The sequence below is a fragment of the Aquimarina sp. MAR_2010_214 genome (assembly GCF_002846555.1).
Classification (GTDB): Bacteria; Bacteroidota; Bacteroidia; order Flavobacteriales; family Flavobacteriaceae; genus Aquimarina.
The window spans coordinates 3,914,651-3,940,640 of the sequence record NZ_PJMS01000001.1 but is presented as its reverse complement, the minus strand read 5'-3'; the positions used below and the strand labels follow the sequence as shown (position 1 = coordinate 3,940,640).

Below are 25,990 nucleotides of genomic sequence, written 5' to 3'. Positions count from 1 at the left end.
TTGAGTTTTTTAGATATATTACTTGTCATTGTTAGTAGTGCAGGACTTTTGCATGGGATATTATTTGCCTTCTACTTAAGTGTTTTTAAAAAGAAAAAGACGTTGACTAATCTTTTACTCGGGCTAATTCTTGTATTTATGGCATTTAGAATTGGTAAATCAGTCATGTTAAATTTTGGTGATGGTCTAGAACCAATATTTATTTTTGCAGGATTAGCATTTTTGTTACTAATCGGACCACTTTTAAGGTGGTATATTTTAGGGATGACACGCCCTAATTTTAAATTACCCAAATATTATATTTTAGAATTTGTTCCATTTGCTTTGATTTTTATTGCCAGTCTATTTGTGACTAAAGAATGGTACGAAAATAGTAAGCTGGTTATTATTGTTTTTTCGAGCGGCCTTATTTTTATATACCTACATTTTGCTTTTTATATCGCTTTGTCCTGGAGAATTTTAAAACGGGCAAAGAAAGACTACGAGCAAGAGCAACAAACAAAATCCCGAAGTGCTATATTTAATTGGTTAGATCTTTTAATTGTTGGCTTTGTGGTCATCTGGGGATCTTATGTTTTAAACATATTAGATGAGGCAGTACCTTATATTGTTGGTCCTATAGTATACTCTATAATCATCTATTTTTTAAATTATAAAGCGTTCCAGCTTAAAGCTACAGATCTAGACGGTAATGTGTTTAAGACAACTAATAATAACCTCTTATTTGATGAGATTTCAAAATTAATTATTGATGCTAAATTGTATCTCGAACCAGATGTGTCTCTAGCAAAACTGAGTGCCATGATAGGAAAAACCACACAACTAACATCCTCGGTTATTAATCAATATGCCAAACGAAATTTTAATGATTTTATAAATTATTATCGAATTCAAGATGCAAAGAGAATGCTTTCAGATACAGAAAGTGATAAATATACCATTTCATCAATTGCTTTTGATACAGGTTTTAGTAGCCTTTCCTCTTTTAATGGTGCCTTTAAGAAATTTGAAGGTATTACACCATCGTCGTTTAGAAAAGGTCGGGTTTGATTTTAAGATACTTTTGACTAAGGTTTTTTGAAAAACCTAATCTATTATATATTACATTCTGTCTATTATTGTTTTCCGCCTGGCGATTAATTTTTCATATCGTATTTATATACAATTACTTTATAGTAAAATTAGATCTCATAAAGGATGAAAAAATTATGCACACTTGTTTTAATTGTGTTTTTAGGTTTTTCTTGTAATTCTCAAAAAGCCAATACTACTGCTTACTATGTAAGGAAGAATTTTGATAGTCAAGTTGTTAAGCTTACTGGAGGTAATTGGTTTAATGGAAAAACATTTGAAAAGAAAACGATTTGGCTTAGAGATGGTTTAATCTATTTCTCGAATACTAAAAAAGAAGTTGATACTATTGTAGATTTATCAAATAAATATGTGATTCCCCCATTTGCCGAAGCCCATAATCATAATCTTGAAAGCAAACATGAACTGGATAAACGAATTAAATCTTACTTGAACAATGGAATATTTTATGTTAAACTCCTATCAAGCATAAAAAAAAGAATCGATCCTTTAATGCATCATTATAACAAACCAGATGGTATTGATGTAAGCATGGCACATGCCCCTTTAACTGCCAATGGGGGGCATCCAATACGTTTGCGTAAAAAACATCTTGGTTATGGATACTTTAGAGGATTGTTTAATACAATAGAAGAGATTGAGTTTCATGGTTATGTTAAAATAAACAAACAGGAAGATTTAGATCATAAATGGAATAAGATCTTGTCATTTTCCCCGGATTTCATCAAATTAAACCTTCTTTATTCAGAAGAATATGAAAAAAGAAAAAATGATACTTTATATTTTGGTAGAAAAGGGTTGAATCCCAAATTAGTTCCGGAAATTGTGAAAAAAGCTCATGCCAACAATTTAAGAGTAAGTGCTCATGTCGAAACCGCATATGATTTTCATATTGCGATCAATGCAGGAGTTGATGAAATAGCACACCTTCCTGAAATATCTAATGGGCAGCTTATTAATAAAGAAGATGTTATTTTGGCTAAAGAAAGAGGAGTAACTATTGTCACCACAGTATCTCTAATTCTAAAAAGACAAAAAAAATTAAACTATAAAGATTTGGTTAAAAATATAGCATCCAACTTAAGGTTATTACAGCAAGAAGGCGTAACATTAGCAATAGGTTCTGATCAATACAATGGAAATTCTGTTGGTGAGTTTCAGTTTTTGTATGAACTGAATATTTTTAGCAACCATGAATTACTTAAAATGTGGACAGAAAATGCTACGAAAACTATTTTTCCTAACCGTAAAGTAGGAGAGTTAAAAGAAGGTTATGAAGCTAGTTTTTTAGTGTTAGATAAAAACCCATTAAAAGATATTTCAAATATTAATAAAAGTATTGTAACCAGAGTTAAGCAAGGATCATTCTTAAAATAATGTATATTTTAAATCTTTTACCTTTGAATTTGTCTTGATTTATATAGATTATGAACTTCGATAAAGTTATCAAGCATATTGTTTTTTGGGGTTTATTTCTCCTATTATGGAGTGTACATGACCTCAATTATCATAAAGATATATTGGCAAATCTAAAGACCAATATATTTACTTTTATCCCATACACTATTTTGGTTTATCTCAATCTTTATGTTTTAATGCCAAAATTTTTGTTGAAAAAAAAGATCATTAGCTATGTGTTAATACTGATCTTAGCGATTACCATTATTACTATTATAACATCTTATTATTTATCATTCTATTTTAAATATATAGATATCTATTTACCGACATCAGATTTTTTTGCAAGCATTGCAGGAAAAATTGCTATTGTAACTGAAGTTATTTTATCATTGGGTTTATCAATGACTTTATTTCTAACAGATGAGTGGTATCGAAAGGATCAATCGGTGAAAGAAATAGAACAAAAGCAATTAGAAACAGAATTGAACTTGTTAAAAAATCAAATCAATCCACATTTTCTTTTTAATTCCTTAAATAGTATTTATATCATGCTGGATAAAAATCTAAAGAGCGGTAAGAAAATGTTACTTCAATTCTCAGAAATATTAAGTCATCAATTATATGAAGCAAATAAAAAAAGTATTGAACTAGAACATGAATTTGAAAATTTAACCAATTATATAGATATAGAAAAAGTAAGACATGAAGACCTTGTTACAGTAAAGTATTCTTTTCCTGATCATCAAAAGAATTTTAGAATATCCCCAATGCTTTTATTACCTCTTGTTGAAAATGCTTTTAAGCATGGACAAAGCAGTAAAGGGTATTGGATACATATCGAATCCACAATAGAATATAATAATACATTAAGTTTTAAGGTTGAAAACACTGTTTCAAATGAAAACCTTAAGAAACCATATAAAGAAAGTAAAGGTATCGGATTAGCTAATGTAAAAAGAAGGTTAGAACTAATTTACCCAAATAAGCACTTATTTAATATAGAATGTAGTAACGCTATGTTTATAGTGCATTTAAAAATACAGCTAAATGAAAATGAGATGTTTAATAGTTGATGATGAACCTCTAGCGAGAAAAGGATTAGAGGATTTTGTATATCAAACTCCATTTTTAGAACACGTAAAATCATTAGCTTCTGCTATAGAAACAATAGAATTCTTGAAAGAAAACCCTATAGATATTCTGTTTTTAGATATACAGATGCCAGACATGACAGGGGTAGAGCTTATAAAATCATTTCAGAACCCTCCCCAAGTCATATTTACAACTGCTCATCGTGAATTTGCATTGGATGGTTTTGAACTGGATGTTATTGATTTTTTATTAAAACCTTTTTCTTATAGTAGATTTCTTAAAGCTGTCAATAAAATAGTAGTTGTTGATGATAAAAAAGAGAAAAATAACGTTGCTAAAAATCACATTTTCATTAAATGTAATGGAATGATTACCAAAGTTTTTGTTGATGATATCACTTTTATAGAAACAGCCAAAGATTACATTCAAATCCATACTATTCACGATAAATACCTAACACTTGTTTCTTTAAAGCATATAGAAGAAGAACTACCAAAAGAAAAATTTATAAGAGTACATCGGTATTATTTAGTAGGGTTAAGTCATATCAAAAAACTTGAAGGGAATTTAATTTATGTCGGAGATCATAAAATTAAAATTAGTAGAACACTTCGCAATGAAGTTTATAAAACTATTATAGGTAATACGTTTATAGGGCGTTTATGAGTTTGATGATATATAGATAATATACAAAAAGAGAAAAATTAGACATTTTATGGTAATCGGCATCTAAAGTTTTGAATATAAGAATAGCTTAAAAAGAAATAATTTAAAAAGTTTTCTGTTTTCAATTATACAAAGTCATTTTCTCTTTTTCCTGAAATAAGGTCTTGATACAATTCGTAGGCACTTCGTTCTACCCAACACTCAGAAAGCCTATCTTCTTTTATAAACCAAATAGCTATTCCGGTAAAAAATACAAATCGGTTATCTGGCTCTACTCCAAAAAGGCCATTATTTTTTCCAGAGCATTTCCATCTTGAAACAATTTTATCTTTTTTTTCGTTGTAGAATAGTTCTATATTTTCTGTTTTTGCGTCAAGAAGTTGTTTCTGAAATTCACCTACCCATTTTTTAAATTCTTTTCTTCCTGTTATTTTTTTTCCTGCTGTGGTAATGGTATAGTCTTCTGTCATTAGTTCATCAATTGCATCTAATTCATGAGGTGCACTCCAAACCCTGTCAAAAAAATCCAGCACTAGTTTTTTTGGAAAATGGTTTGATAAATCTTGCTCATTTTTCATAATTCATTTGTATTTATAAGATGTCAATAGATCATATATTCACTATGATTTTAAAAAATCCTCTTCAAAATTTGAAATAAAATCGTGAATATATTTTTTATTTCTGTTTAATGCCTTAACGACTAAATAATGATTTCTTTTTAGTCCGTTCTTACTAATTCGTTTAAAAATAATATCATTTGATAGTTTAAATGATTTTAACTGCCATTTTGGTACACACATGATGCCCATATTAGCCTCGATCATTGATAAGGTAATTTCGGTAAATGGAATAGCAGATATCTTTTTAGGGTTGATTTTATTGGGTTTCAAAAAATGCTCATATACCGAGACACCTTCCAGAGGAAAAGAATTAATAATTAAATGAACATCAGAAAAATGACTTGCATCCAAATAGTCATAAGAATTTAGAGGGTTTTCCTGATGCATTACAGCAAAAATTTCATCTTCATATACTTTAATACTAGCTAATTCTTCTGATGCAGGTTTTGAAGTCACAATGGCAATATCTATTTCATTAGATAGCACTTGTGATATTGTTTGATAGGTTGCACCTAAAGTTAAGTCAATATCAATTTCGGGATATAGAATTCCCATTTTTTGAATAAACCCAGGAATTGTATGAAAAAATGATTGACACTCTGCACTTAACTTAATAGATCCTTTTGACCCTTCTTTAATATTTTTAATATTATTAAAGCTTTCGTCTATAGAATTAAAAAGTGTATTGGCTAATTTGTAAAGTTCTGCACCTTCATCAGTAAGTTCCCATTTATTTCTACTTCTATGAAATACTTTAAACCCTAAGCGTTCTTCAAGATCTCGTAACTGATGGCTTAAAGCTGATTGGGTTAAGAATAAACGTTCAGAAGAATTTGCAAGGTTACCCTCTTCGGCGATTGTTTTTATAAGTCTAAAATATTTTAACTCCATAATTCAAAGATACAACACATTAGTTATCGCTGTAGTTGAGAAATTTTCAACTATAGATGTTAAAGCATTCAATCAACTTTCTGGTATGGCATTACTTACTACAATAATTTTGGATCCAAATAAATACATATACGATGTTAAAAGTTCCTATTATACTATCAATATTTCTCAGTATTTCCTTTTTTACCTTTTCTCAACAGAGACAAGTTGTTTCTAAAAAAACATACAACACTCAAAGAATTTCTGAGAATGAAATTCCAACTATAGACGGAAAATTAGAAGATGTTATTTGGAGTAATCATAGTAACTGGGAGTCAAACTTTATTCAAAGAGAACCTACAGAAAATACGTCACCTTCTGAAAACACTTCTTTTAAAATATACTACGACTCAAAATACGTATATGTAGGAATCAAAAATTTTGATAAACAACCTGATAAGATTACAAATTGGATGTCCAGACGTGATGGTTTTGAAGGTGATTGGGTTGAAATCATCTTTGATAGTTACCACGATTTACGTTCGGCATTTTCTTTTACGGTAACATCAGCTGGCGTTAAAGGTGATAAGATAATAACGCTAAATGGTAAAAACGAAGATGCGACATGGAATCCTATTTGGTATGCTAAAAGTGCAATTACAAAGGAAGGATGGACAGCAGAAATGAAAATTCCTTTGAGTCAGTTGCGTTTTGGTAATACTGAAAACCAAGTTTGGGGACTTCAGGTGGTAAGAAAGTATTTTAAAAATGATGAAATATCAGTTTGGCAACGTGTTCCTATCGATGCTTCTGGTTGGATAAGTGAATTTGGAGAATTACATGGTTTAAAAGAGATAAAATCTCAAAAGCAATTTGAAATTCAACCTTTTGTAGTAACTTCTTTGGAGACTTTTGAAAAAGAACCCAATAACCCATACCGTGATAAAAATATAACATCAATTAATGCAGGACTAGACGGGAAAGTGGGCATTACTAATGATCTAACTTTGGATTTTACCATTAACCCAGATTTTGGACAAGTAGAAGCAGATCCTGCAGCAATTGCATTAGATGGGTTTCAATTGTTTTTTAAAGAACAGCGTCCATTTTTTGTAGAAAACAAGAATATCTTTAACTATCAATTTTCTAACCCAATAGTTGGGGGATCTTTTAGTAGTGATAATCTGTTTTATTCCAGACGTATTGGTAGAAATCCTCAAGGTTCTGCTGAAACTGTAGCAGGTGGATTCATTGATGCTCCAGAGCGAACCACCATACTAGGAGCTGTAAAATTTAGTGGTAAAACCAAGAACGGTTGGTCAATAGGTGTTATGGAAAGTATGACTGCCAACGAGTATGCAAAAATTAATACTAATGGTGATGAAAGAGAAGAACTCATAGAACCGTTTACTAATTATTTTGTAGGGCGGATACAAAAAGATTTTAACAATCGTAATACTTTTTTGGGCGGTATTGTGACATCTACCATAAGGAACTTAGATGAGGATACTGATTTCTTACATAAATCTTCTACAACTGCAGGGATTGATTTTATGCATCAATGGAAAAACAGAACGTGGTATTTGGGGACAAATGTTGTTATGAGTCGTGTGGAGGGAAGTGAAACAGCCATTTTGAGAACACAACTTTCTATTCCACATTTATTTCAGCGTACAGATGCTAGTCATGTTGCTGTAGATTCAACAAAAACCTCGCTTACGGGAACAGGAGGTGATATCAAATTTGGAAAAGCAGGACAAGGGCATTTTAAGTTTGAAACAGGAGTTACCTGGCGTTCACCAGAATTAGAATTGAATGACCTTGGTTTTATGCGTGAAGCCGACGATATTCAAAACTATACCGGTGTTATATATAGTTCTTTACAACCTTTTGGAAAGTTTAGAAAAGGTACATTAACTTATCAACATTGGTTGAAATGGGATTTTGAGGGTAATTTGAATTACATTGATTGGGACGTGGAAGCCAAAGGAACATTTCAAAACAATTGGAATATTACTTTAGGGTTTTATCATCAACCGCATATTTATTCAAAATCGTTGTTGCAAGGCGGACCAAGAATATATTTACCAGATCAATATGGTGCTTGGTGGGCGTTAGGAACAGATTCTAGAAAAAAATTATCATTTAGCCTTGACGGATGGACAAAAACTGGAAATGAGGATAGTTATTTCTTATTAGAAAACGGGTTCAAAATTACCTATCAACCTCTAAACCAATTGAGTATTTCATTTTCTCCTAAATATACTATGATTAGACATCGATTACAGTTTAATCAAACTAATGATTTTAATGGCTCACCACGCTATATTATGTCTAAACTTGATCAAGATACCTTTAGTCTGGCGTTTAGGCTTAATTATACCATTAATCCCAATTTATCTATTCAATATTATGCAGAACCTTACATTTCTAAGGGAGTATATACTGATTTTGGATATATGAATAACCCCATAGCTAGGTCACAAAGTGAACAACTGTCACTATTTTCTGAAGGTCAAATTTATTATGATGAAGTGAATAATGCTTATGATGTTGATGAAACTTTGGATACTATGGTAGATTATAGTTTTAATGCTCCTGATTTTTCATTTGCGCAATTTAGGTCAAATCTTGTGGTACGATATGAATACAAACCGGGGTCAGAAATATTCTTGGTGTGGGCACAAGGTATTACCGATTACAGAAGATCAATAGGGAGTTTGTATAGAAATTTTGATAATCAGGTTTTTAGTAAGCAACCCAAGAATACCTTTTTGATAAAAGCAACATACCGTTTTTTCTAAATTAAAAAAACATGAATATAAAAACACAAATTGAATTTAGAAAATTAGATAAAAATTATTTCAGTGAAATGATGGTTTTAATCAAACAATTAAATCCAAATCGAGAAAGTAAAGTTTTAGAACAACGATTAAAGCATATGTTTGAAAGTGATGCATACCATTGTTTCGGACTCTTTAAAAAAGGTGTTTTAATTGGATTAATAGGTTGTTGGAAGTCAATTCGGTTGTATTCAGGTAGACAATTAGAGCTAGATAATGTAATCATTGATACTAAAATGCAATCCAAAGGTTACGGAAAGTTATTCTTCAATTTTATTGAAGATTGGGCCTTAAAAAATGGTTATCAGGCTATTGGATTAAACACTTATGTTGAAAATAGCAGATCTCACAAATTCTATTTTAACGAAGGGTTTAGGATATTAGGGTTTCATTTTCAAAAGATGTTCAAGTGTTAACGAAAAAATGAATAGAGAAATCGTAAAAATAGATAACTAAAATACACTGATTATGAAAACAATAGGATTGATAGGCGGAATGGGGTGGGAATCTTCTAAGTTATATTATGAACGAATCAATAAAAAAATAAATGAAGTAATGGGAGGTTCGCACTCTGCTAAGGTTATTATGGTTTCTGTAGATTTCGCAGAAATAGAAAAGCTAACGTTTGCTAATGATTGGGAAACTATTGGTGATATTGTAGCTAAAAGTGCAAAACAACTAGAAAAAGCAGGAGCAGATATGGTAGTGTTATGTACCAATTTGATTCACATTGTGAGTGACACTATTATTAAAAGTATTTCGATTCCATTTCTACATATCGCTAATGCAACTGGAGAAGTAATTCAAGAGAGGAAGCTCAAAAAAATACTTTTGCTGGGGACTAAATATACCATGGAAAAAGACTTTTATACCAAAATTCTGGAAGATACTTATGGACTAGAGATTATAATTCCCAATGAAGAAGATAGAAATAGTATTCATAATATTATTTATACAGAGTTGCTCAAAGGAGTATTTACAGAAACTGCAAAGCAACAGATTATAAAAATTATTAAAAAAACGCAATTGAATGGAGTAGAAGGTGTAATACTTGGTTGTACAGAATTACCAATGCTTATTAAGGAAACAGATGTAACCATTCCAACTTTTGACACAGGTAAAATTCACGTGGATAAAACAGTTAGTATATCAATAAATAATTAGCATCCATTGTACCTTTGGTAACATCATAGAAATTAGAATTGACAGATCTTGGTTAAAAAAACACCTAAATACTAGAGAGATCATAAATAAACCCCATTACAATTTAATGCACATAATGGCTGCCATTAGCCGTCCTACATCACTATAATGCATAAGACAGGGGGTGTCACCTAAATAATTCAGACCTATAGAACCTTAGATTAGGATAAGGTATTCATCAAAATAAGTAACTATATTATCAATTAGTATTACATTTATGAATCCTGTGAATTCATAAAGTAATCAAGGAACTTATTATGACAACTATCTGCATCAGAACTTTTATATGCATACCAGGATTATTACAAAAAATTTATGGCATATCTCCAGGCACAGAATCTCCAGAAAAGAAATGATAGCATTACCAATGAATTCATATTAAAACATCTCTAGATTTTAGAAAACAGGAGAAAGTAAGCTTCTTGTAAACCTATTTTTGTAGAGTTAATAGTGGGTTAACAGCTCGTTATATAAAAAGTGTTAAAACAACAAAAATACCTTTATGACAAAAAATGCAATCACCGTAATTATTCTTCTTACTTTTTTCTTTAGAATAAATGCTCAGGAAAACCATGATAAATATGCAGATTATTCGAGAACTATAAACAGTACTATTGATGCACTTTATATGGTAATATCGGGAGAAAAAGGTGAGGCAAGGGATTGGGAACTTATGCGATATCTCTATCATCCTAATGCCATGTTGGTGGCCACTGGAAAAAACAGACAAGGTAAAGTTGGTGCTACCTATGTAACACCTCAGAGTTATGTTGAAAATTCTGGGAAATGGTTGGTAGAAAATGGGTTTTTCGAAGAAGAAATTCATAGAAAAGTAGAGGTTTTTGGAAATATCGCACAGGTGTTTAGCACTTACCAATGTTTCAAAAGCAAATCAGATACTACTCCCTTTATGAGAGGCATTAATGGTATACAGCTTCTAAATGAAGGTAACAGATGGCGGATCATAAATATATTCTGGACTCAAGAGACCGAAGAAAATCCAATACCTGAAGCATACTTGCCAAAATTGTAATTAATCATCATCACAACTTTTTATTTCATCTACGAAATAATCTTTGGATCTCTAATGGAGTCCATGTTTCGTTATGATTCCTATTTTCTTTAAAAAAGAAAAAACTAAAGCTTAATTATTATCAGGATACTGTATTAAAGAGGACTTTCATTTATGGAAAAAAACAGATTCGTCATTGGAATGCTATTTTCTGCTGGCTGCTTTTCGCAAGAATCTTTTAGAGAACTTAAACAGGTTAGTTTCTCTGGTACTGGCTATAAGTTGGGTTTACAGCATGGTACTCAATTAAAAGAGGAAATAGGAGCTATTGTAAAAGCGTGGAAAATGAATACCAGTGAAAAATTGGGAAAGAATGCGAATAAAGTGATAGCGGATTTTTTCGAGTATTCAAATTTCACAAAGGCTATTAAAGAATGGACACCAGAGCTTTATGAAGAGATTATTGGAATTTCTGACGGTTCTGAGCAATCCTTCAGGGATATTTTTATACTAAACCTTTTGGATGAATTTTGGGTATACGTAAACAATATCCATAACCATCATTGTAGTGGATTGGGGGTTCCTGCCATGAACGGAAGTCCAGGATACCTCTCACAAAATATGGGCTTGGAAAATTATACAGATGGCTTTCAAATCCTTATGAAGTTAGAGCGAACAAAGAAAAGACCCGAACAGCTTATTTTAACGCATCCAGGTCTTATTGCTCTTAATGGTCTTAATGAAAATGGAGTAGGAGTGTGTGTCAATACCTTGATACAGTTAAAGGCAAATACGCATGGATTACCAGTTACTTTTATTATCAGACGAATAATAAATACCAGCGAGAAGAATGAAATACTAAATTTTATTAGGAAGGTCAATCATGCTTCCGGGCAAAATTACATTGTGGGAATACAAGGTGAAGTTTTTGATTTTGAAGCATCTGCCAATAAGGTGATGCGATTTGTTCCTTCAAATAAAAATGGTATCGTATACCACACCAATCATCCCTTGGTTAACGACGACCTTAAGCCTTGGTTTGTAGCTCATAATCCGAAATTTTTAAATGAACAGCATTCATTAAATACAGATAGTCACCATAGATTCAGAGCTATTGAAAAAAGAATGGCAACCCGAAATGAAATAAACAAGTACACTCTTATTGATGTGTTAAGGTCAAAGGATGATGAAAAAAATCCGGTTTGCAAGACCAATAATGAAAATGGACAAGGTTTTACCTTTGCCTCTGTTATAATGACCTTATCGGGAAAACCATACTTGCGAATTACGCCTGGACCTCCTGACGAATCTGAATTTATTAGGATTGACTTTAGTCCGAGGGAATGATACCACAAATATTAAACTCACATAATTTTCAATTTGTATACAATTTACTAAAGACATATTCCAAAAATAGACCGTTTATCATGAGAATATTATAATACTATATCAACATAAGTTTGATACTTCCTGATCATTATTTTGAGACTACAGAACGAACATTAATTAGGAATAACCTATGGCTTACCATTATTACTCGGTCTCTTGCTTTATTGTTCTACCAACCGTCTAGAACACACTGTAATGTATGAGGTGTAGTTTTTGATAATGGTATCTCTTCAAGGGTATCGCCTAAATAATTTCCACTTGCAGAACCTGTAACATCGTTAAAACGGTATGACCAGCAAAACCTTAACTTAGGGTGGTCATCAGAATAAGTAACAAGATTATCTATTAATATTACATTTTCAACTTCTGTAAATGCCATAAAATACCCTAGGAACTTATTACGACGAACATCTGCATCAGAGCTTTTATACATATACATACCACAACTATTACAAACATTTTCGTGTACATAAGTAGCACGATTATGACCTTTATCTCCTCCGCCTGAGTATTGGATATATCCCAATCTCCCGTTTACTGATCCGGTAACCATCGTAATGGTATTTCTAGCAATAATATTATGAGTTTTATGCCAGCTAACAATAGGGCCATCTACATATTTACTTCCTTCTCCTTGCTCCATAACATTATCAAGAATATAAACATTTTCACCCGTCGCATTAACAATGTCGCCACCTGTATTATGGTGAAAATAGTTGTTTTGGATCAATATGTCTTCATCTATACGTCCAGGTCCTTCAATATCAATACCAAATTGTGGAGTTGTTCCGCTAATATGATGTATCTCGTTATCTTTTATTTCAATACGCACACCACCAACTATTGAAATACCTTGACGCCTATTATTATAAATGTTGTTTTTTACAAAAGTAACATCATTTGAATCGAGTACTAAAGAACCATCCCCAGTCAAAGCATGAATTTTCACATTTTCAATTAGTACATTATTATTATTCGAAACACAAATACCATGTCCTTCATCATGAGCCGTCTTCCCATCACTATCACGCGGTGTAAAAATATGAGTATCGCGATCACCTTTAATTGTACCTCCTCGAATAATTATATTATCTCCATCTAAACTAATAACACAATAATTCCATTTATTATTAGTATCAATTTCTAAAACAGCGCCTTCACTAAATATAAATTCAGTATTACTATGAATTTTAATACCCCCTTGGTAAATATTGTTTACATCTTTACCAACCAAGTATTTACCTGTAGGTAATACAACTCGGCTATAGTTCTCTTGATGAGCCCAGTCAATTGCTGCTTGTAAATTATCCGTGGTCTTACCTGCGTCAGTTCCATTATTTGGAATATCCCATCGACTTAAATCGATAATATATTCTTGGCTATTAGGCATTGTTGGTAATTGAACATCAAAAAGAATTTTTGGTAACCCATTAGCATCCAAATCCTCTGCATCTGCTTCATATTCAGAATCACTTCCAAAAAAATCTGATTCTTCATTGCTACAGGATATACTAAAAATCATTGCAAAAATTAGCAGGTAGCATTTTAAGTTTTTCATGTGGTGTTATAAAATTAAGTTTGCTGTAATATTGCAATTTAAAAAAAAATATTATTATTCATTGATATCACTTGGATAATGGCAGTTTTCAGATTCAAAACCTTTTGTTATCAGAGTATTTAACACAAAACTTATTATGCAAAGCGGTAGGATCATTTAGGTGTAAATTTCTAGACAGACGATGTCAATAGAATAATACCGTAACAAACAATTATGGAGAAGTTTATATTAGTTCTGGTATTTTTTATATTTTAAAAGTAGTTTCTTTTAGAGGAATTAAATCTTTCTCGAAAGATTTAACTTGTTCTTGTTGTTGTTTTCTAGACATGGTTACAAATTTAGTTGGATTCATTCCAGTAAATTTCTTAAATGCACTGTAAAAAGAAGATGGAGTATTAAAACCTGCAGAATATGCTAATCCTTCAATTTTTGTTTGCTGTGTTTTTTCATCATTTAGCTTTGATATAACATCTTTAACTCGATAATAGTTGATAGTTTCGGGAAACGTTTTTTGATATTCATTTTTTATAATTCTTGATACTAAATATGAAGGGATGTCTAGCTTTTTAGCTAATTGATCAAGTGTTATAGAAGTTTGTTTGTACACTTTGTCTTCTTCTATAACACTCCTTATTTTTTTTACCAGAATTGGATCAAAATGTTTTTTTGATGTAGTTTTTGGAAAAAAAGTAGGAGTCTTTATTGCAAACAATAAGAGGGAAGATATAATTATTGCTGAGATTACTGCACCAATAGCATAATTAATCATGGTATCTGTAAAATGTTGAATAATAAAAATCAGAGAAATTAATGTAACAGCTATTAAGATTAATAAGTTCCAAGTATTAAATTTTTCTTGTTTCTTATTAAAAGATATAAATTTCAACCAAGAAAATGTCACATATAAAAACAATACGAATGTTGTATACAAATAAAACTCACTAGCGACTTTACCTCCATAAATAGAGATGCTTATAAAACCAATTAGAGCAGGCAGAAAATGTATATAATTTTTAAAATTATAAAGTGTTTTAATAGTATTGACATGGAAATACTTAAAATATAGCCATAGTAATGGTCCAATACTAGCCAACCCCAGATAACCTATAGCAACTCCAATATCAGGAATACCTCCAGAAAAATATATGATAGATTTTATGGTACGTAATGAAATAGCCAAAAAGATTAATCCTAATAAGGTTAACCTAACTTTATTTTCATTTCTAACAAAAAGAAAATAAATGGATATAAAAAATCCAATGGAAATCATATTGCCAGAAAAAAAGGCTAAAAGAACTAGTTGGTTCATATAAAATCATATTAAGTTTTCCGAAATCAAAATAGTAAACATATACATTGATATTAATTTCACTCCTGTTCATCTATATGAATCTAATGAACATATTTAGTTACGAAAAAAAAGTTAAAAAAACATTAAAGTTATTATTATCTCAATCAGTTCAACACTGTCCAGGAAATGATCAAACTCTAAAATTTTGAAACGCTCTCTGTTTTACAAAAAAAATCAATTATGAAATTTAGACAATTAGTTTTAGTACTGTTTATATGCACACCATTTATGATATTAGCTCAATTTCATACCTTAAAAATCCCCGAGTTGAGCAATAAGGTTGTTGAATCTCAAAGATTAGGAGTGACAGATATTACCATAAGTTATCATAGCCCATCTATTAATAATCGTGATGTTTGGAATGACCCTAATATTATACCTAACAATGGGCGCCCTTTTCCTTGGAGAGCTGGTGCTAATATGAACACAACTATCGAATTTTCTACAGATGTTAGTATAGAAGGAGAATTTTTAAAATCAGGAGTTTATGGGTTTCATGTTATTCCTAGAGAAAATAATTCCTACACACTTTTATTTGCTCATAATCATAATCTATGGGGAAGCTATTATTTAGATATAGATAAAGATGTAACACTTGCTATTGAAGTTACTGGTATGAAAAGTAATTTTTCTGAAAAGTTGGATTATGAATTTTATAATTGGCAAGAGAATTCAGTCGATATCGGCTTAGAATGGGGCGAGAAACGAATCTCATTTAAAGTTGTAGTAGATATGAATAAAACAGTTATTGAAAGTTTTAGACACGAATTAAGAGGCATAAACACTTATCGTTGGCAAGCTTGGAACGATGCGGCTAATTGGTGTTTAAAAAACAATACCAATTTAGAAGAAGCTTTAGCATGGGTTAATAGATCTATTGAAGGAGGTTTTGGAGGTTTTGCATCAAATAAAAATACCACCAATTTGACCGTAAAAGCAAATATTTTAAAACGATTGGATCGTAATAATGATGCTGTAAATACATTAAAAGAAATTATTGATCTTATATCTACACCAAATGAGGCATACAATTTAACTTTCTTAATGTTAAGGTTTGAACAAGCAGAACAAGCAGTAGAGTTTAGCAACATGATGCTTGAAAAATATCCAGAAGTTTGGTTTTTACACATCAGTAAAGGAATAAGTTACTATTTTATGAATGATAAAGAAAAAGCGATTGATCAACTAGAACGCTCGCAATCCATAGTACCTGATAGGTTTAAACCAAGGTTAAAAAAAATTGTTAAAGAAGTTAAATTAGGAGTATACAAACTACCAAATGATTAATTAAATTTAAAAATAAAAAATATAACCCTGATTTATGTACTATTTAGATTATCAGATATTGGTACCTATTTATAGAAAGTTCCTGATAAATTTGGTGTGTTTAAAAAATATAATGGTTACTATTTAACTATCTGGAAGAAACAAAAAGATGGTTTTTGAAAACATGTTTGGGACTAACCTTTTTGATAAAAATAATTAAAATGAAGAGATTAATTGTAAGTACTATTTATCTAACATTACTGTTTAATTTTTTTGTAACCGTATCGTATGGGTTCCAGAAGGAATTTCAAAAAGATTTTAGTGAAAAAATACAAAGCAGCCCATGGTACTGTTGTTTGTTAGCATATAAAATCCTATTAGAAAACAATTAACTATTAGTTGCTATTTTAATGTTTGTAGAACAAAGCCAACTAAAAAATTAAAGACCCAATAATACATTCTTGATGATCCAGTGTATTGCAAAACTACTATTATTACTATATATCATCTTTTAAACTATACTTCAGGAATAGTAAATTATTCAGATATTCCAAATTTAATAAAGTAATAAAAGTATAAAAATATTGTCTACTGAGATATATTTAAAAATTTAAGGTAACATTTTGTTTATTCAAGACATTTACTAATGTAAATTGACATTCAGATGCCTTTATAAAGTGTTTGAAACAATAACAAAAGTAGCATAAATGATTATTAATCTGAACTCAATTTAACTTACATTTGATGCTATGATTTATAACAAATTATTCACACGAAAATCATGAACAAAATTTTACAATATTTTTCTATATCCCTATTAGTATTGACAAATGGTTTTTCTCAAAATAATGTCTCTACAGATAGAGATGCGTTGATGACATTTTATTATGAAACTAATGGAGATAATTGGTCAATTCCTTGGGATTTAAGTCAGAATATGGCAGGATGGCATGGAGTACAAACCAATCAAGAGGGTAGAGTAGTGAGTCTTAATCTTTTGGGGCAAAACCTTGTTGGTAATATTCCACCTCAAATTGGAAACCTCGATCAGCTAACTGAACTTTTTTTAGATTCTAATCAATTATTTGGAGAAATACCCAAAGAAGTAGGAAATCTTGTAAAACTAAAATACCTTTATTTAAATCAAAACGAATTAACAGGAGAGTTACCTATAGAAATTGGTAATTTAACTAATTTGGAATATCTGGGATTAGAATCCAACAATTTTTCGGGTATTATTCCTGAATTTATAGGTAATTTTAAAAGTCTTACCAATCTAAATATTAGTGGAAATTCCTTTTCTGGAAATTTACCCTTATCACTAAGAAATTTAATTAAGCTAACTCGGCTAAAAATTAATAACAATAAATTAGCATCTTTACCTGTCGGAATTGAGAGTTTGAATGCCTTAGAGTTTATTGATGCTTCATTTAATGAAATAGAAGGAAGTTTGCCTTTAAATTTTGGGAATTTAAGTAACCTTACCCACCTAAATATTTCTCATAATAAACTAACAGGAAAAATTCCGAATAGTATTGGTAATTGTAATAAATTACGACATATTGATTTTTCTTATAATAGTTTTGTAGAAGAAATTCCGGCATCTATCGGAAGTATAAACCCATTGATATTTATTTATTTACAGCATAATAATTTGTCAGGGAATATTCCTAAGGAAATCGAAAATTTAGTTAATCTAAAGCGTTTTTATGCTTTTAATAATAAATTATTTGGAGAATTAAGTTTTGTTCCAAATGAAGGAACAGAGTATGCGATCGCTAAAAATTCTTTTGTTTTTGAAGATTTAGAGAATTATTTGACCTTGTATCCAAATAGTAAAATAAGTTATTCTTATCAAGCATATATAGATGTAGTACAAACGAAAAATATAGATGAAGGAGATAGTTATACCTTAAAAGTGGATGCTACTACAAGCCAAAATAATAGCTATCAATGGAGAAAAGATGGGCGAAATATTATTGGTGAAAATTCTTTGTTTTTGACTTTTGATGCCATAAATCCATCAGATGCAGGAGTATACGATTGTATTATTAATAATAGCATAGTAACTGATTTGACATTAATAAAAAATCATTTCACAATAGTAGTAAACGGGGACTATGATAATGATGGTATTTCGAGTCAATTCGATCGATGCCCAAATACTTCTGTGGGTAGCTCTGTCAATTGCGATGGTTGTGCACATGCTCAATTAGATGATGATGGTGATGGAATAACAAATGATTTAGATCAATGCCCTAATACAGTTTCTGAACAAACTGTAGATATCAATGGCTGTGCTCAAGATCAAAGTTTGATAAATTTAGATCGTGAGGCATTGATGGCCTTATATAATTCTACAAATGGACAAGGCTGGGTTCGAAAATGGGATTTAAGTAAAAGTATAGATAATTGGAGAGGTATAAAATTAAATGAACAAGGTAGAGTAGTATCTATTTATATGAGAAATAATGATCTTAAGGGACCGTTACCACCAGAAATAGGTAACTTAACAATGCTTACTAGTATAGATTTGCTTTCTAACAAAATAGAAAAAGCAATTCCTAAAGAAATGGGACAATTGTCTAATTTATGGAATATAGAACTGGGGCATAATAGACTTATAGATGGAATTCCTGCAGAATTAGGTAACTTAAAAAATTTACAGTTCCTTAGGTTAACATTGAATAATTTAAGTGGAACTATTCCTGTAGAATTAAGTCAAATCAGGTGTTTGAAAGCTATTGATCTTTATAATAATAAGTTGACTGGGAGTATTCCTCCAGAACTAGGAAACTTAAAATATCTTGAATATTTATTTTTATCTCTAAATCAATTATCAAAAGACCTCCCGTTAGAAATAAGTCAACTACAAAGAATTAGATCACTTGATCTAAGAGGAAATCAACTAACAGGTACTATTTTACCAGAATTAAGTGAATTACCTAATCTTGAATATTTGAATTTGAGTTCGAATCAATTATCTGGAACTATTCCATCAGTATTGGGTTCATCACCAAAACTACGTTCCTTACAATTATCAAGTAATAAATTAGAAGGTAGCATTCCATCAGAACTTGGGAGTTTAGATAAGTTAGAATTGTTAGTTCTCACTTATAATAAATTAACTGGTAGTATACCAAAAGAATTAGGGCGACTGAGTAATCTGAAATATTTATACCTATATGGAAATCAACTTACTGGAACAATTCCTAATGAGTTAGGAGCCTTAAAAAAATTAAAAGATCTATTTTTATATAAAAATCAATTAGAGGGCTCAATTCCATCAACTTTAAATGGATTAGATTCTATAGATCGAATTAATTTCAGTGAGAATTTATTAACCGGAATTATTCCTGAACAGTTGGGAACACTAGAGACGCTAAGAACATTGACTCTTGACAATAATTTGCTATCAGGTGAAGTTCCAGAAACATTAACCAAGTTGAAAAACTTAAGTTCATTGTATTTAAATAATAATCAGCTAGAGGGTGCATTACCCTTATTTGAAGATTCGATTGAATCTTTTAAGGTGGATACAAATAATTTTGTTTTTGAAAATATTGAAAATACATTTTTTAATCAACCAGATCTTGTGTATAGTCCTCAATCAAACATTGGTAAATCAACAACTATCGAAGTTAACGAAAATCAAAACTTTACATTCACAATTACAGAAACTACAAGTGAAAATAATATATACCAATGGAGAAAAAATGGTACAGATATTATTGGAGCCACTACAGCAACCTATACTATAACTAAAATGAACACAGAAGACAATGGTATTTACGATTGTTTGATAAAGAATACGGTTGCAACAAAATTAACATTACAATTGAACCCAATAACTTTAGTAGTTAATCAAGCATTAACTACAAATGATCCATTCGATGTTTTAGATAATACTAAAACATTCGAAGCATACCCAAATCCATTAGAAAAAGAAGATCTTATAATTCATATACCTGGTATTGTTTCTAAAACGGGAATAATCACAATTTTTAACTCTTTAGGAGGTTTAATAATGAATACAAGTATTGATTTTAATGATAAAGGCATTTTGAAATTGAATACTGATTTAATTCCTTCAGGATTATATTATATACAAGTAGAGCTACCAGGTGTAAATTACACTACTAAGATCATTAAGAGTTAGATGTAATAAAATACTCTTGTAGTAATTTAACAGGAATTACTTAAGTTTTAATGTATATTTTGTCGAATACATGATGTATAAAACATAGCAAAAAGTAAAGTTTTAATTCACTTTTTGCTATGTAAAAGTATTACATTTTGTTACTTCAACTTCACTCCAGAAAAAATCTCTGTTTCACTAGGTAATTCAAGTTTATCGCGTACCACTTGACCTGCCTGAAGACCCGCAACAATAGCTCCTTCATAATATCCTACATTGACACCAAAATTGATCCAATCTCCTGTGATGATAAGGTTGTCAAAGCCAGACTCATTTGCTTTAAGTCGGTATTTGTTAGAGCCTGGGAGTGATAATGTGTATCTATCCGTTGGATTTACATTAGCTCGGAAAAACTGAGTTTTTAGTCTGCTATAGTCTGTTGTGGCATTTTTTAAAAAATCATGGATTACACTCAACTTCATTCCTTCGGGATATTCTAGTGTAGTAGCATTAGGAAAAAACCAGCCCATTTTATCTCGTAACCATTGTTCTGAAACACGCATGATACGTTCTAATTGCTCATGAGGGTATTTATGATCAGAGAATGGAGGTATTACTTCAGGATCAAGAAAGGATCCTGTATAATATATTAATACTCCTGGTTCATCACCTTTCCAATCTTCATATGGCATTACCTGCGACATATCTATGAAAGAATATTGAGGATCTGCATAAGTCACCAAGTTAGGTAATGATCCTTCTGGAAACCCCCAATCAGGTAAGTTCATACCTAACTCTTTTAATGTAGGCTTAATCCATAATTGCATGGACATAGTGGGAATACTTTTAACATGATTGTACATGTTTTGCCAAGCTTCATTCTTATCAATAATCTCTTTACAGATACCTTCATTACCACCCAAAACATCAATAGGGATACCTAAAACCACATAATCAAAATCTTTCCCTTTTTCTAAAGACACTTTACCTACATTTTCCCAGCCACACCAAGCTTCTTCAAGATCATATTGCCCTTCCTTAAGTGCTTTAGCTTGTTGATCATCTATTTGATCATAAAGAGGTTCTCCGGGCCATACATCTAGATCTTTGAACTTATAAGTAGGGTCATAGGTGCCATTTTTTAAAGTGACCTGTTCGACCATAGATACCTTTTCTATTTCTTCAGAATCAGAGTAATGTACCTGTTCAACTTTATGAAAGAACTTAAATTTTACACCTCTGTTTTTCAGTACCAAATAAATAGGAGTAATCATAGTATCTGCGGTTCCAGCTTTAAATTTCCAGACAAAAGACCCTTTATAACCGGCAGAATTTGTAAGAAAATGAAGACCGACCCCAGCTGCCAAATTACCTTGCTGATCAGGGCCTGTAAGGTTGTGAAACGTTCCCGTATAGAGAAATCTCACCATAGCAGAACTCAATAACCGTTCACTAGCTCCATGATTTCTAAGCCATTCTCGGTAATCCAAGTCATTGATACGCTCATAATCCAACTCATGAGTTTCTGAATTATATACATCTTCAAATGTTCCCTTCATATTTACAAGTCCAAATTCTACAAATACAGCTAACCAATAGAAGTATTCGTTGTGATCGGCTATAGAATCGATAAGCTTAGCCGTCCATTTAGAAAGTAGGTCGAGTAGTTCTTTGATCATAGAGTGATGCTCTTTTCGTTGCGTATGATCGTGACCTTCACTAGTCATATTCTGAACTAATTCAGCTACATAATTTAATAACTTCTCACCCTCGTGCTTAAAGATTTTGTCTTTTATAAAAGCTTCAAATTTAGGTTTAAAATTTCCCCAAAGTGGGTGATGTTCTGGTGTTTTGATTTCTTTAGCAGATTCAGAAGCCATATTCACTAGATTATCTTTGTTTGGATCTTTACCAAACAAAATTTCTGCGATTAGACCTACTGCTTTATGAATAATGGCTGAAAAAGGTAAAGGACCACCTTGACCAGGTATATATTCATTAGAAGGAAAGATAATATTCTTTTTGATCCATTGATTTGTCTTAGGATCAAAGTGGGTGAGTAATGTGGTATCTTCCCGATCAAAAGCATCTTCCCAGGATTTAAAGGGACTATTAGGCATTAGATCATGTTTTTCACATTCTTTATAAGAATCTTGTATCAATCGGAATGCATTTTCATACCATCCCTGAGCAATATGAATACCATGCTCTTGAATCCTTTCGTTTGGGCCTCTACCAGTAGCTGTTTTGCCTCCTAGTCTCCAACCCATTTGATAAATTGTGATATCATAATGATCTTGCCAGTTTTCGTAGGAGCTAAGCTCATAAGCTGATGTAAGCGATGACATACCACTACCTAGTATGGCTATTTTCTTTTTGTTCTTTTCAGTATTTTGCATTGGTTATTAATTTTAAAGAGTATAAGGTTTCTTAATGGTTTATTTTTTATTGAAATATGCTGAACTGAACTCACTATGACTAATTGGGTAGATGGGTTGGTTATTTGTAACGAACTTCATCACTATTGGGGAATTATCCCATTTTGCAGCTTCGATGTATAGTTTGTTCAAGTGTCTTAATATCAAAATTTTATCAAAAATATCTTCAATGAATCCCATGAAATTACGTGCACGATGGGTTACGTATTTAATATCCTCTTCTGACATGGGGTAATGATCAGGGTAGAAGGCTTTTACACCTGTTATTATAGCAACCGCACACCCTCGAGGATTAGCAAATATTTTACCCAAAAATCCAAAACTGACACCTTCAACCATGGACTGTGCATAAAGTAAGCGATAAAGGACGATATTCATAAAGTATTGCTCATAAATAGTCTCTTTACAAGCTAGTTTATCAGCTATTTGGTATCCTGAAATTATACTCGAATTATGGGCACGATACCAAGAAAATTCATTTGGTGTATTGATATAATCAAGCCAAAAATTTACTGGAACTGGTAAACCTTGAAACGTCTCTCCAGATTCTTTAATCAATTGAGCAAGTGTTGCTACATAAAGAAAATGACTATTGACTTCTCTCCACCATGCACTTCCAGGATTAAGGTGATTTAATGGATTGAGTGTACCTCTCTTTATTTCCCAGTCAATGAATGCTAATTCAGAATTCCCAAGTCCTTCGTTTCCTTTAGTTATAGGATTTCCATATTTTTGGTAAAATTCGTAACGTAATTGATAGCGCCCTTGTGGATTGTCAGAAACACTAAGTACAATTCGTTTGGCTTTTTCCTTAAGTATTTCAAGTTTGTTCATATATTAGTGAAAAGGTTTATAAACTTACAAGTTAAATTGTTATATACAATAGATATTTTAGGAAATTGAAACGGTATAATTTATAAAATTTCCTTGTTGAGTAAAAATGGTTTCTCAAAATATTAAACATTAAGAATGAAGGCTTCTTTCAAATACTATTTAGGATTCTTATCGATATTATTATTGTCGCCTTTTAATTCATTTGGTCAAACAACTATTCTTCTACATGATTTAACAGAATTGCAGGATATCGGAAAACAAACCCATTATCTGGAAGATACATCTATTAAACTATCCATTGAAGAGGTTATGGGTAATAGCTTTGAAATCAAGTTTAAAGAGTATACTCAGGAAACCTTAAATTTTTCTAGTACTGCTTCTGCATATTGGTTAAAATTTAAAATTACTAAGGCAATACCGGCTAATTTTTATCTGAATGTCGGTTCGGCTTATATTGATTCTATATCGCTCTATGAATTTGATAAAGAAAACAAATTAATTTCTATCAGGCATACAGGTGATGACTTACCTTTTGATACCAGGGAAATTGAAGTAAGTAACTATCTATTTGCTCTTGATTTTGATGTGAATAGTACGCGAACTTTTTACCTTAGGGTGAAGAGTGATCAACCCTTATTTTTTCCTCTTCGAGTCGGAACATTATCCCAATTTTTAAACTACGAACATGATTTAGACTTTCTGCAAGGAATCTATTTTGGGTTTATGCTGTTGATCTTCCTATATAATCTCTTTTTATATTTTTCTACTAGAGAGAGAATATACCTCTACTACATTGCTTATGTATTTAGTATTACTTGGTTTATGGCTTCAGTATTCGGATACTTCTTTGAATACTTTTGGCCCAATATTCCCTTTCTTAATGGACTGGTAGTAGTCAGTGCAGGGTTAACCATGATTACTGCGACTTTATTTACTCAAAAATTTTTAAATACCAAAGAATCTGGTTCTATAATGCATAAGGGATCGATGGTGTTTCTTTTTATAGGTGTTTTGGTATGTGCTCTTGTGTTACTAGGCTTTAAAATAGAAGGCCTGAAATTGGCACAAGGAGGATTACTAATCATGGCAGCGTACTTTATTCTCTTAGGTATTCGATTTAGGTTAAAAGGGTATCGTCCTGCTAAATATTATTTGCTTGCTTGGGGAGCTCTCATAATTGGTATTTGTTTTGCTATCCTAGAGTCTTTAAATCTGACTTTTGTTATGACGTATTTAAATGCGATGCAAATTGGTTCAGCTCTAGAAGTTTTATTGCTTTCATTTGCACTAGGTGACCGAATTAATATGTATAAAAAACAAAAAGAAGATGCACAGTTAGAAGCGCTATTAAAAGCCAAAGAAAATGAAAGGTTGATTCAGGAGCAGAATGTAGTACTCGAAAAGAAGGTTAAGGAACGAACAGCAGAGGTAGCTATTAGAAATGAAGAACTAGTTAACCTAAATAAGGAAAAGGATATGTTGGTAAATATAGCTGCCCACGATCTTAGAACCCCTTTGAGCCATATAAGATTATTAATACAATTAATCGATATTACATCTTTACACTTGACAGAAGATCAGAAATCGTATTTAACCGAAATTGATAATTCAGCAGATCGTCTCTCACAGATGATTGGTAGGATCTTAAACATACACGCTTTAGAAACAAATCAGGTCAAGTTAAAGAATCAAGTTATTGATTTAGTACAATTGGTTAACTATGTTGTGAAATGTTTTCGTCTTACTGCAGAGGATAAAGAGATAGAAATGATTACTACATCACAATCAGGCAATCACTATGTAGAAGTGGATAAAAATTATATGATCCAGGTGTTAGAAAATTTGGTTTCTAATGCCATCAAGTTTTCTAAAAGAGGAAGTAAAGTAGCTTTACATGTAAAATCTCATGATGCAAGAACATATATTGTGGTCGAGGATCATGGGCCTGGTATTAGCGAACAGGACCAAAAGAAACTATTCGGTAGATTTCAAAAACTTAGTGCACAGCCTACAGAAGGTGAGGCATCTATTGGACTAGGATTATCCATTGTTAAAAAATATATCGAATCAATGAATGGCGAAATTCACTGTGAAAGCGAATTAGGTATCGGAACTAAATTTATTATCTCTTTTGTTTCTAAAGAACAATTAAAAAAAGTTAAAAACTAATATATAGCTTTTAAGTTTATTGATGGACTAGGAGTGAAGAGGGATTAT

18 protein-coding genes are annotated in these 25,990 nt (G+C 31.3%); 12 read left to right on the top strand and 6 right to left on the bottom strand.

What is annotated here, in order from left to right; genetic code table 11:
- Positions 1–138: 138 nt before the first annotated feature.
- The 4 genes from ATE84_RS16965 (at position 139) to ATE84_RS16950 (ending at position 4,251) form a co-directional block, all read left to right on the top strand.
- Positions 139–1,050 carry an AraC family transcriptional regulator gene (locus ATE84_RS16965; RefSeq protein ID WP_233195832.1) on the top strand — a complete coding sequence of 304 codons (912 nt, stop codon included), beginning with the start codon at positions 139–141 and terminating at the stop codon, positions 1,048–1,050.
- Between the two features lie 147 nt (positions 1,051–1,197).
- A complete protein-coding gene (locus tag ATE84_RS16960) occupies positions 1,198–2,469 on the top strand; it encodes an amidohydrolase family protein (RefSeq protein WP_101449091.1) in 1,272 nt (423 codons plus the stop codon).
- Between the two features lie 50 nt (positions 2,470–2,519).
- Positions 2,520–3,566, top strand: coding sequence for a sensor histidine kinase (locus ATE84_RS16955; protein ID WP_101449090.1), 1,047 nt, complete (start codon positions 2,520–2,522; stop codon positions 3,564–3,566).
- Complete coding sequence (locus tag ATE84_RS16950) at positions 3,541–4,251, top strand: LytTR family DNA-binding domain-containing protein (RefSeq protein ID WP_101449089.1); 711 nt, start codon at positions 3,541–3,543, stop codon at positions 4,249–4,251. The genes ATE84_RS16955 and ATE84_RS16950 overlap by 26 nt, the downstream gene beginning before the upstream one ends.
- A 125-nt stretch (positions 4,252–4,376) precedes the next feature.
- On the opposite strand, the gene ATE84_RS16945 is transcribed toward ATE84_RS16950, so the two are convergent.
- Positions 4,377–4,829: an ester cyclase gene (locus tag ATE84_RS16945; protein WP_101449088.1), complete on the bottom strand. Its 453-nt coding sequence runs from the start codon at positions 4,827–4,829 to the stop codon at positions 4,377–4,379.
- A gap of 42 nt (positions 4,830–4,871) precedes the next feature.
- Positions 4,872–5,762 (bottom strand): LysR family transcriptional regulator, encoded by an 891-nt coding sequence (locus ATE84_RS16940; protein WP_101449087.1) that lies wholly within the window; start codon positions 5,760–5,762, stop codon positions 4,872–4,874.
- A 134-nt stretch (positions 5,763–5,896) separates the two neighbouring features.
- Between ATE84_RS16940 and ATE84_RS16935 the strand changes: the two genes are divergently transcribed.
- The 5 genes from ATE84_RS16935 (at position 5,897) to ATE84_RS16915 (ending at position 12,146) form a co-directional block, all read left to right on the top strand.
- Positions 5,897–8,545, top strand: a complete 2,649-nt coding sequence (locus tag ATE84_RS16935) for a DUF5916 domain-containing protein (RefSeq protein WP_101449086.1) — start codon at positions 5,897–5,899, stop codon at positions 8,543–8,545.
- Between the two features lie 11 nt (positions 8,546–8,556).
- Entirely contained in the window at positions 8,557–9,000 is a 444-nt protein-coding gene (locus tag ATE84_RS16930) for a GNAT family N-acetyltransferase (protein ID WP_101449085.1), read from the top strand.
- Positions 9,001–9,052: 52 nt separating this feature from the next.
- Complete coding sequence (locus ATE84_RS16925; protein ID WP_101449084.1) at positions 9,053–9,748, top strand: aspartate/glutamate racemase family protein; 696 nt, start codon at positions 9,053–9,055, stop codon at positions 9,746–9,748.
- A 541-nt stretch (positions 9,749–10,289) separates the two neighbouring features.
- Complete coding sequence (locus ATE84_RS16920; RefSeq protein ID WP_101449083.1) at positions 10,290–10,820, top strand: hypothetical protein; 531 nt, start codon at positions 10,290–10,292, stop codon at positions 10,818–10,820.
- Between the two features lie 153 nt (positions 10,821–10,973).
- On the top strand, positions 10,974–12,146 hold the full coding sequence (locus tag ATE84_RS16915) for a C45 family peptidase (RefSeq protein WP_101449082.1): 1,173 nt from the start codon (positions 10,974–10,976) through the stop codon (positions 12,144–12,146).
- 211 nt (positions 12,147–12,357) lie between these two features.
- Here ATE84_RS16915 and ATE84_RS16910 read toward each other — a convergent pair whose 3' ends face one another.
- Positions 12,358–13,746, bottom strand: coding sequence for a right-handed parallel beta-helix repeat-containing protein (locus ATE84_RS16910; RefSeq protein WP_101449081.1), 1,389 nt, complete (start codon positions 13,744–13,746; stop codon positions 12,358–12,360).
- Positions 13,747–13,990: 244 nt separating this feature from the next.
- Positions 13,991–15,055: an AraC family transcriptional regulator gene (locus ATE84_RS16905; RefSeq protein ID WP_101449080.1), complete on the bottom strand. Its 1,065-nt coding sequence runs from the start codon at positions 15,053–15,055 to the stop codon at positions 13,991–13,993.
- A gap of 222 nt (positions 15,056–15,277) precedes the next feature.
- Between ATE84_RS16905 and ATE84_RS16900 the strand changes: the two genes are divergently transcribed.
- Positions 15,278–16,384 (top strand): DUF2911 domain-containing protein, encoded by a 1,107-nt coding sequence (locus ATE84_RS16900; RefSeq protein WP_101449079.1) that lies wholly within the window; start codon positions 15,278–15,280, stop codon positions 16,382–16,384.
- A 760-nt stretch (positions 16,385–17,144) separates the two neighbouring features.
- Positions 17,145–20,522: a leucine-rich repeat domain-containing protein gene (locus tag ATE84_RS16895; protein WP_101449078.1), complete on the top strand. Its 3,378-nt coding sequence runs from the start codon at positions 17,145–17,147 to the stop codon at positions 20,520–20,522.
- Between the two features lie 140 nt (positions 20,523–20,662).
- Here ATE84_RS16895 and ATE84_RS16890 read toward each other — a convergent pair whose 3' ends face one another.
- Together ATE84_RS16890 and ATE84_RS16885 are read right to left on the bottom strand one after the other, a co-directional pair.
- The gene (locus tag ATE84_RS16890; RefSeq protein ID WP_101449077.1) at positions 20,663–22,900 is read right to left on the bottom strand and encodes an FAD/NAD(P)-binding protein; all 2,238 of its coding nucleotides are present in this window, start codon (positions 22,898–22,900) and stop codon (positions 20,663–20,665) included.
- A gap of 39 nt (positions 22,901–22,939) precedes the next feature.
- Positions 22,940–23,773, bottom strand: coding sequence for a hypothetical protein (locus ATE84_RS16885; protein WP_101449076.1), 834 nt, complete (start codon positions 23,771–23,773; stop codon positions 22,940–22,942).
- 135 nt (positions 23,774–23,908) lie between these two features.
- Here ATE84_RS16885 and ATE84_RS16880 point away from each other — a divergent pair, with 135 nt between their 5' ends.
- Positions 23,909–25,942 carry a sensor histidine kinase gene (locus ATE84_RS16880; protein ID WP_101449075.1) on the top strand — a complete coding sequence of 678 codons (2,034 nt, stop codon included), beginning with the start codon at positions 23,909–23,911 and terminating at the stop codon, positions 25,940–25,942.
- The last annotated feature ends 48 nt before the right edge of the window (positions 25,943–25,990 follow it).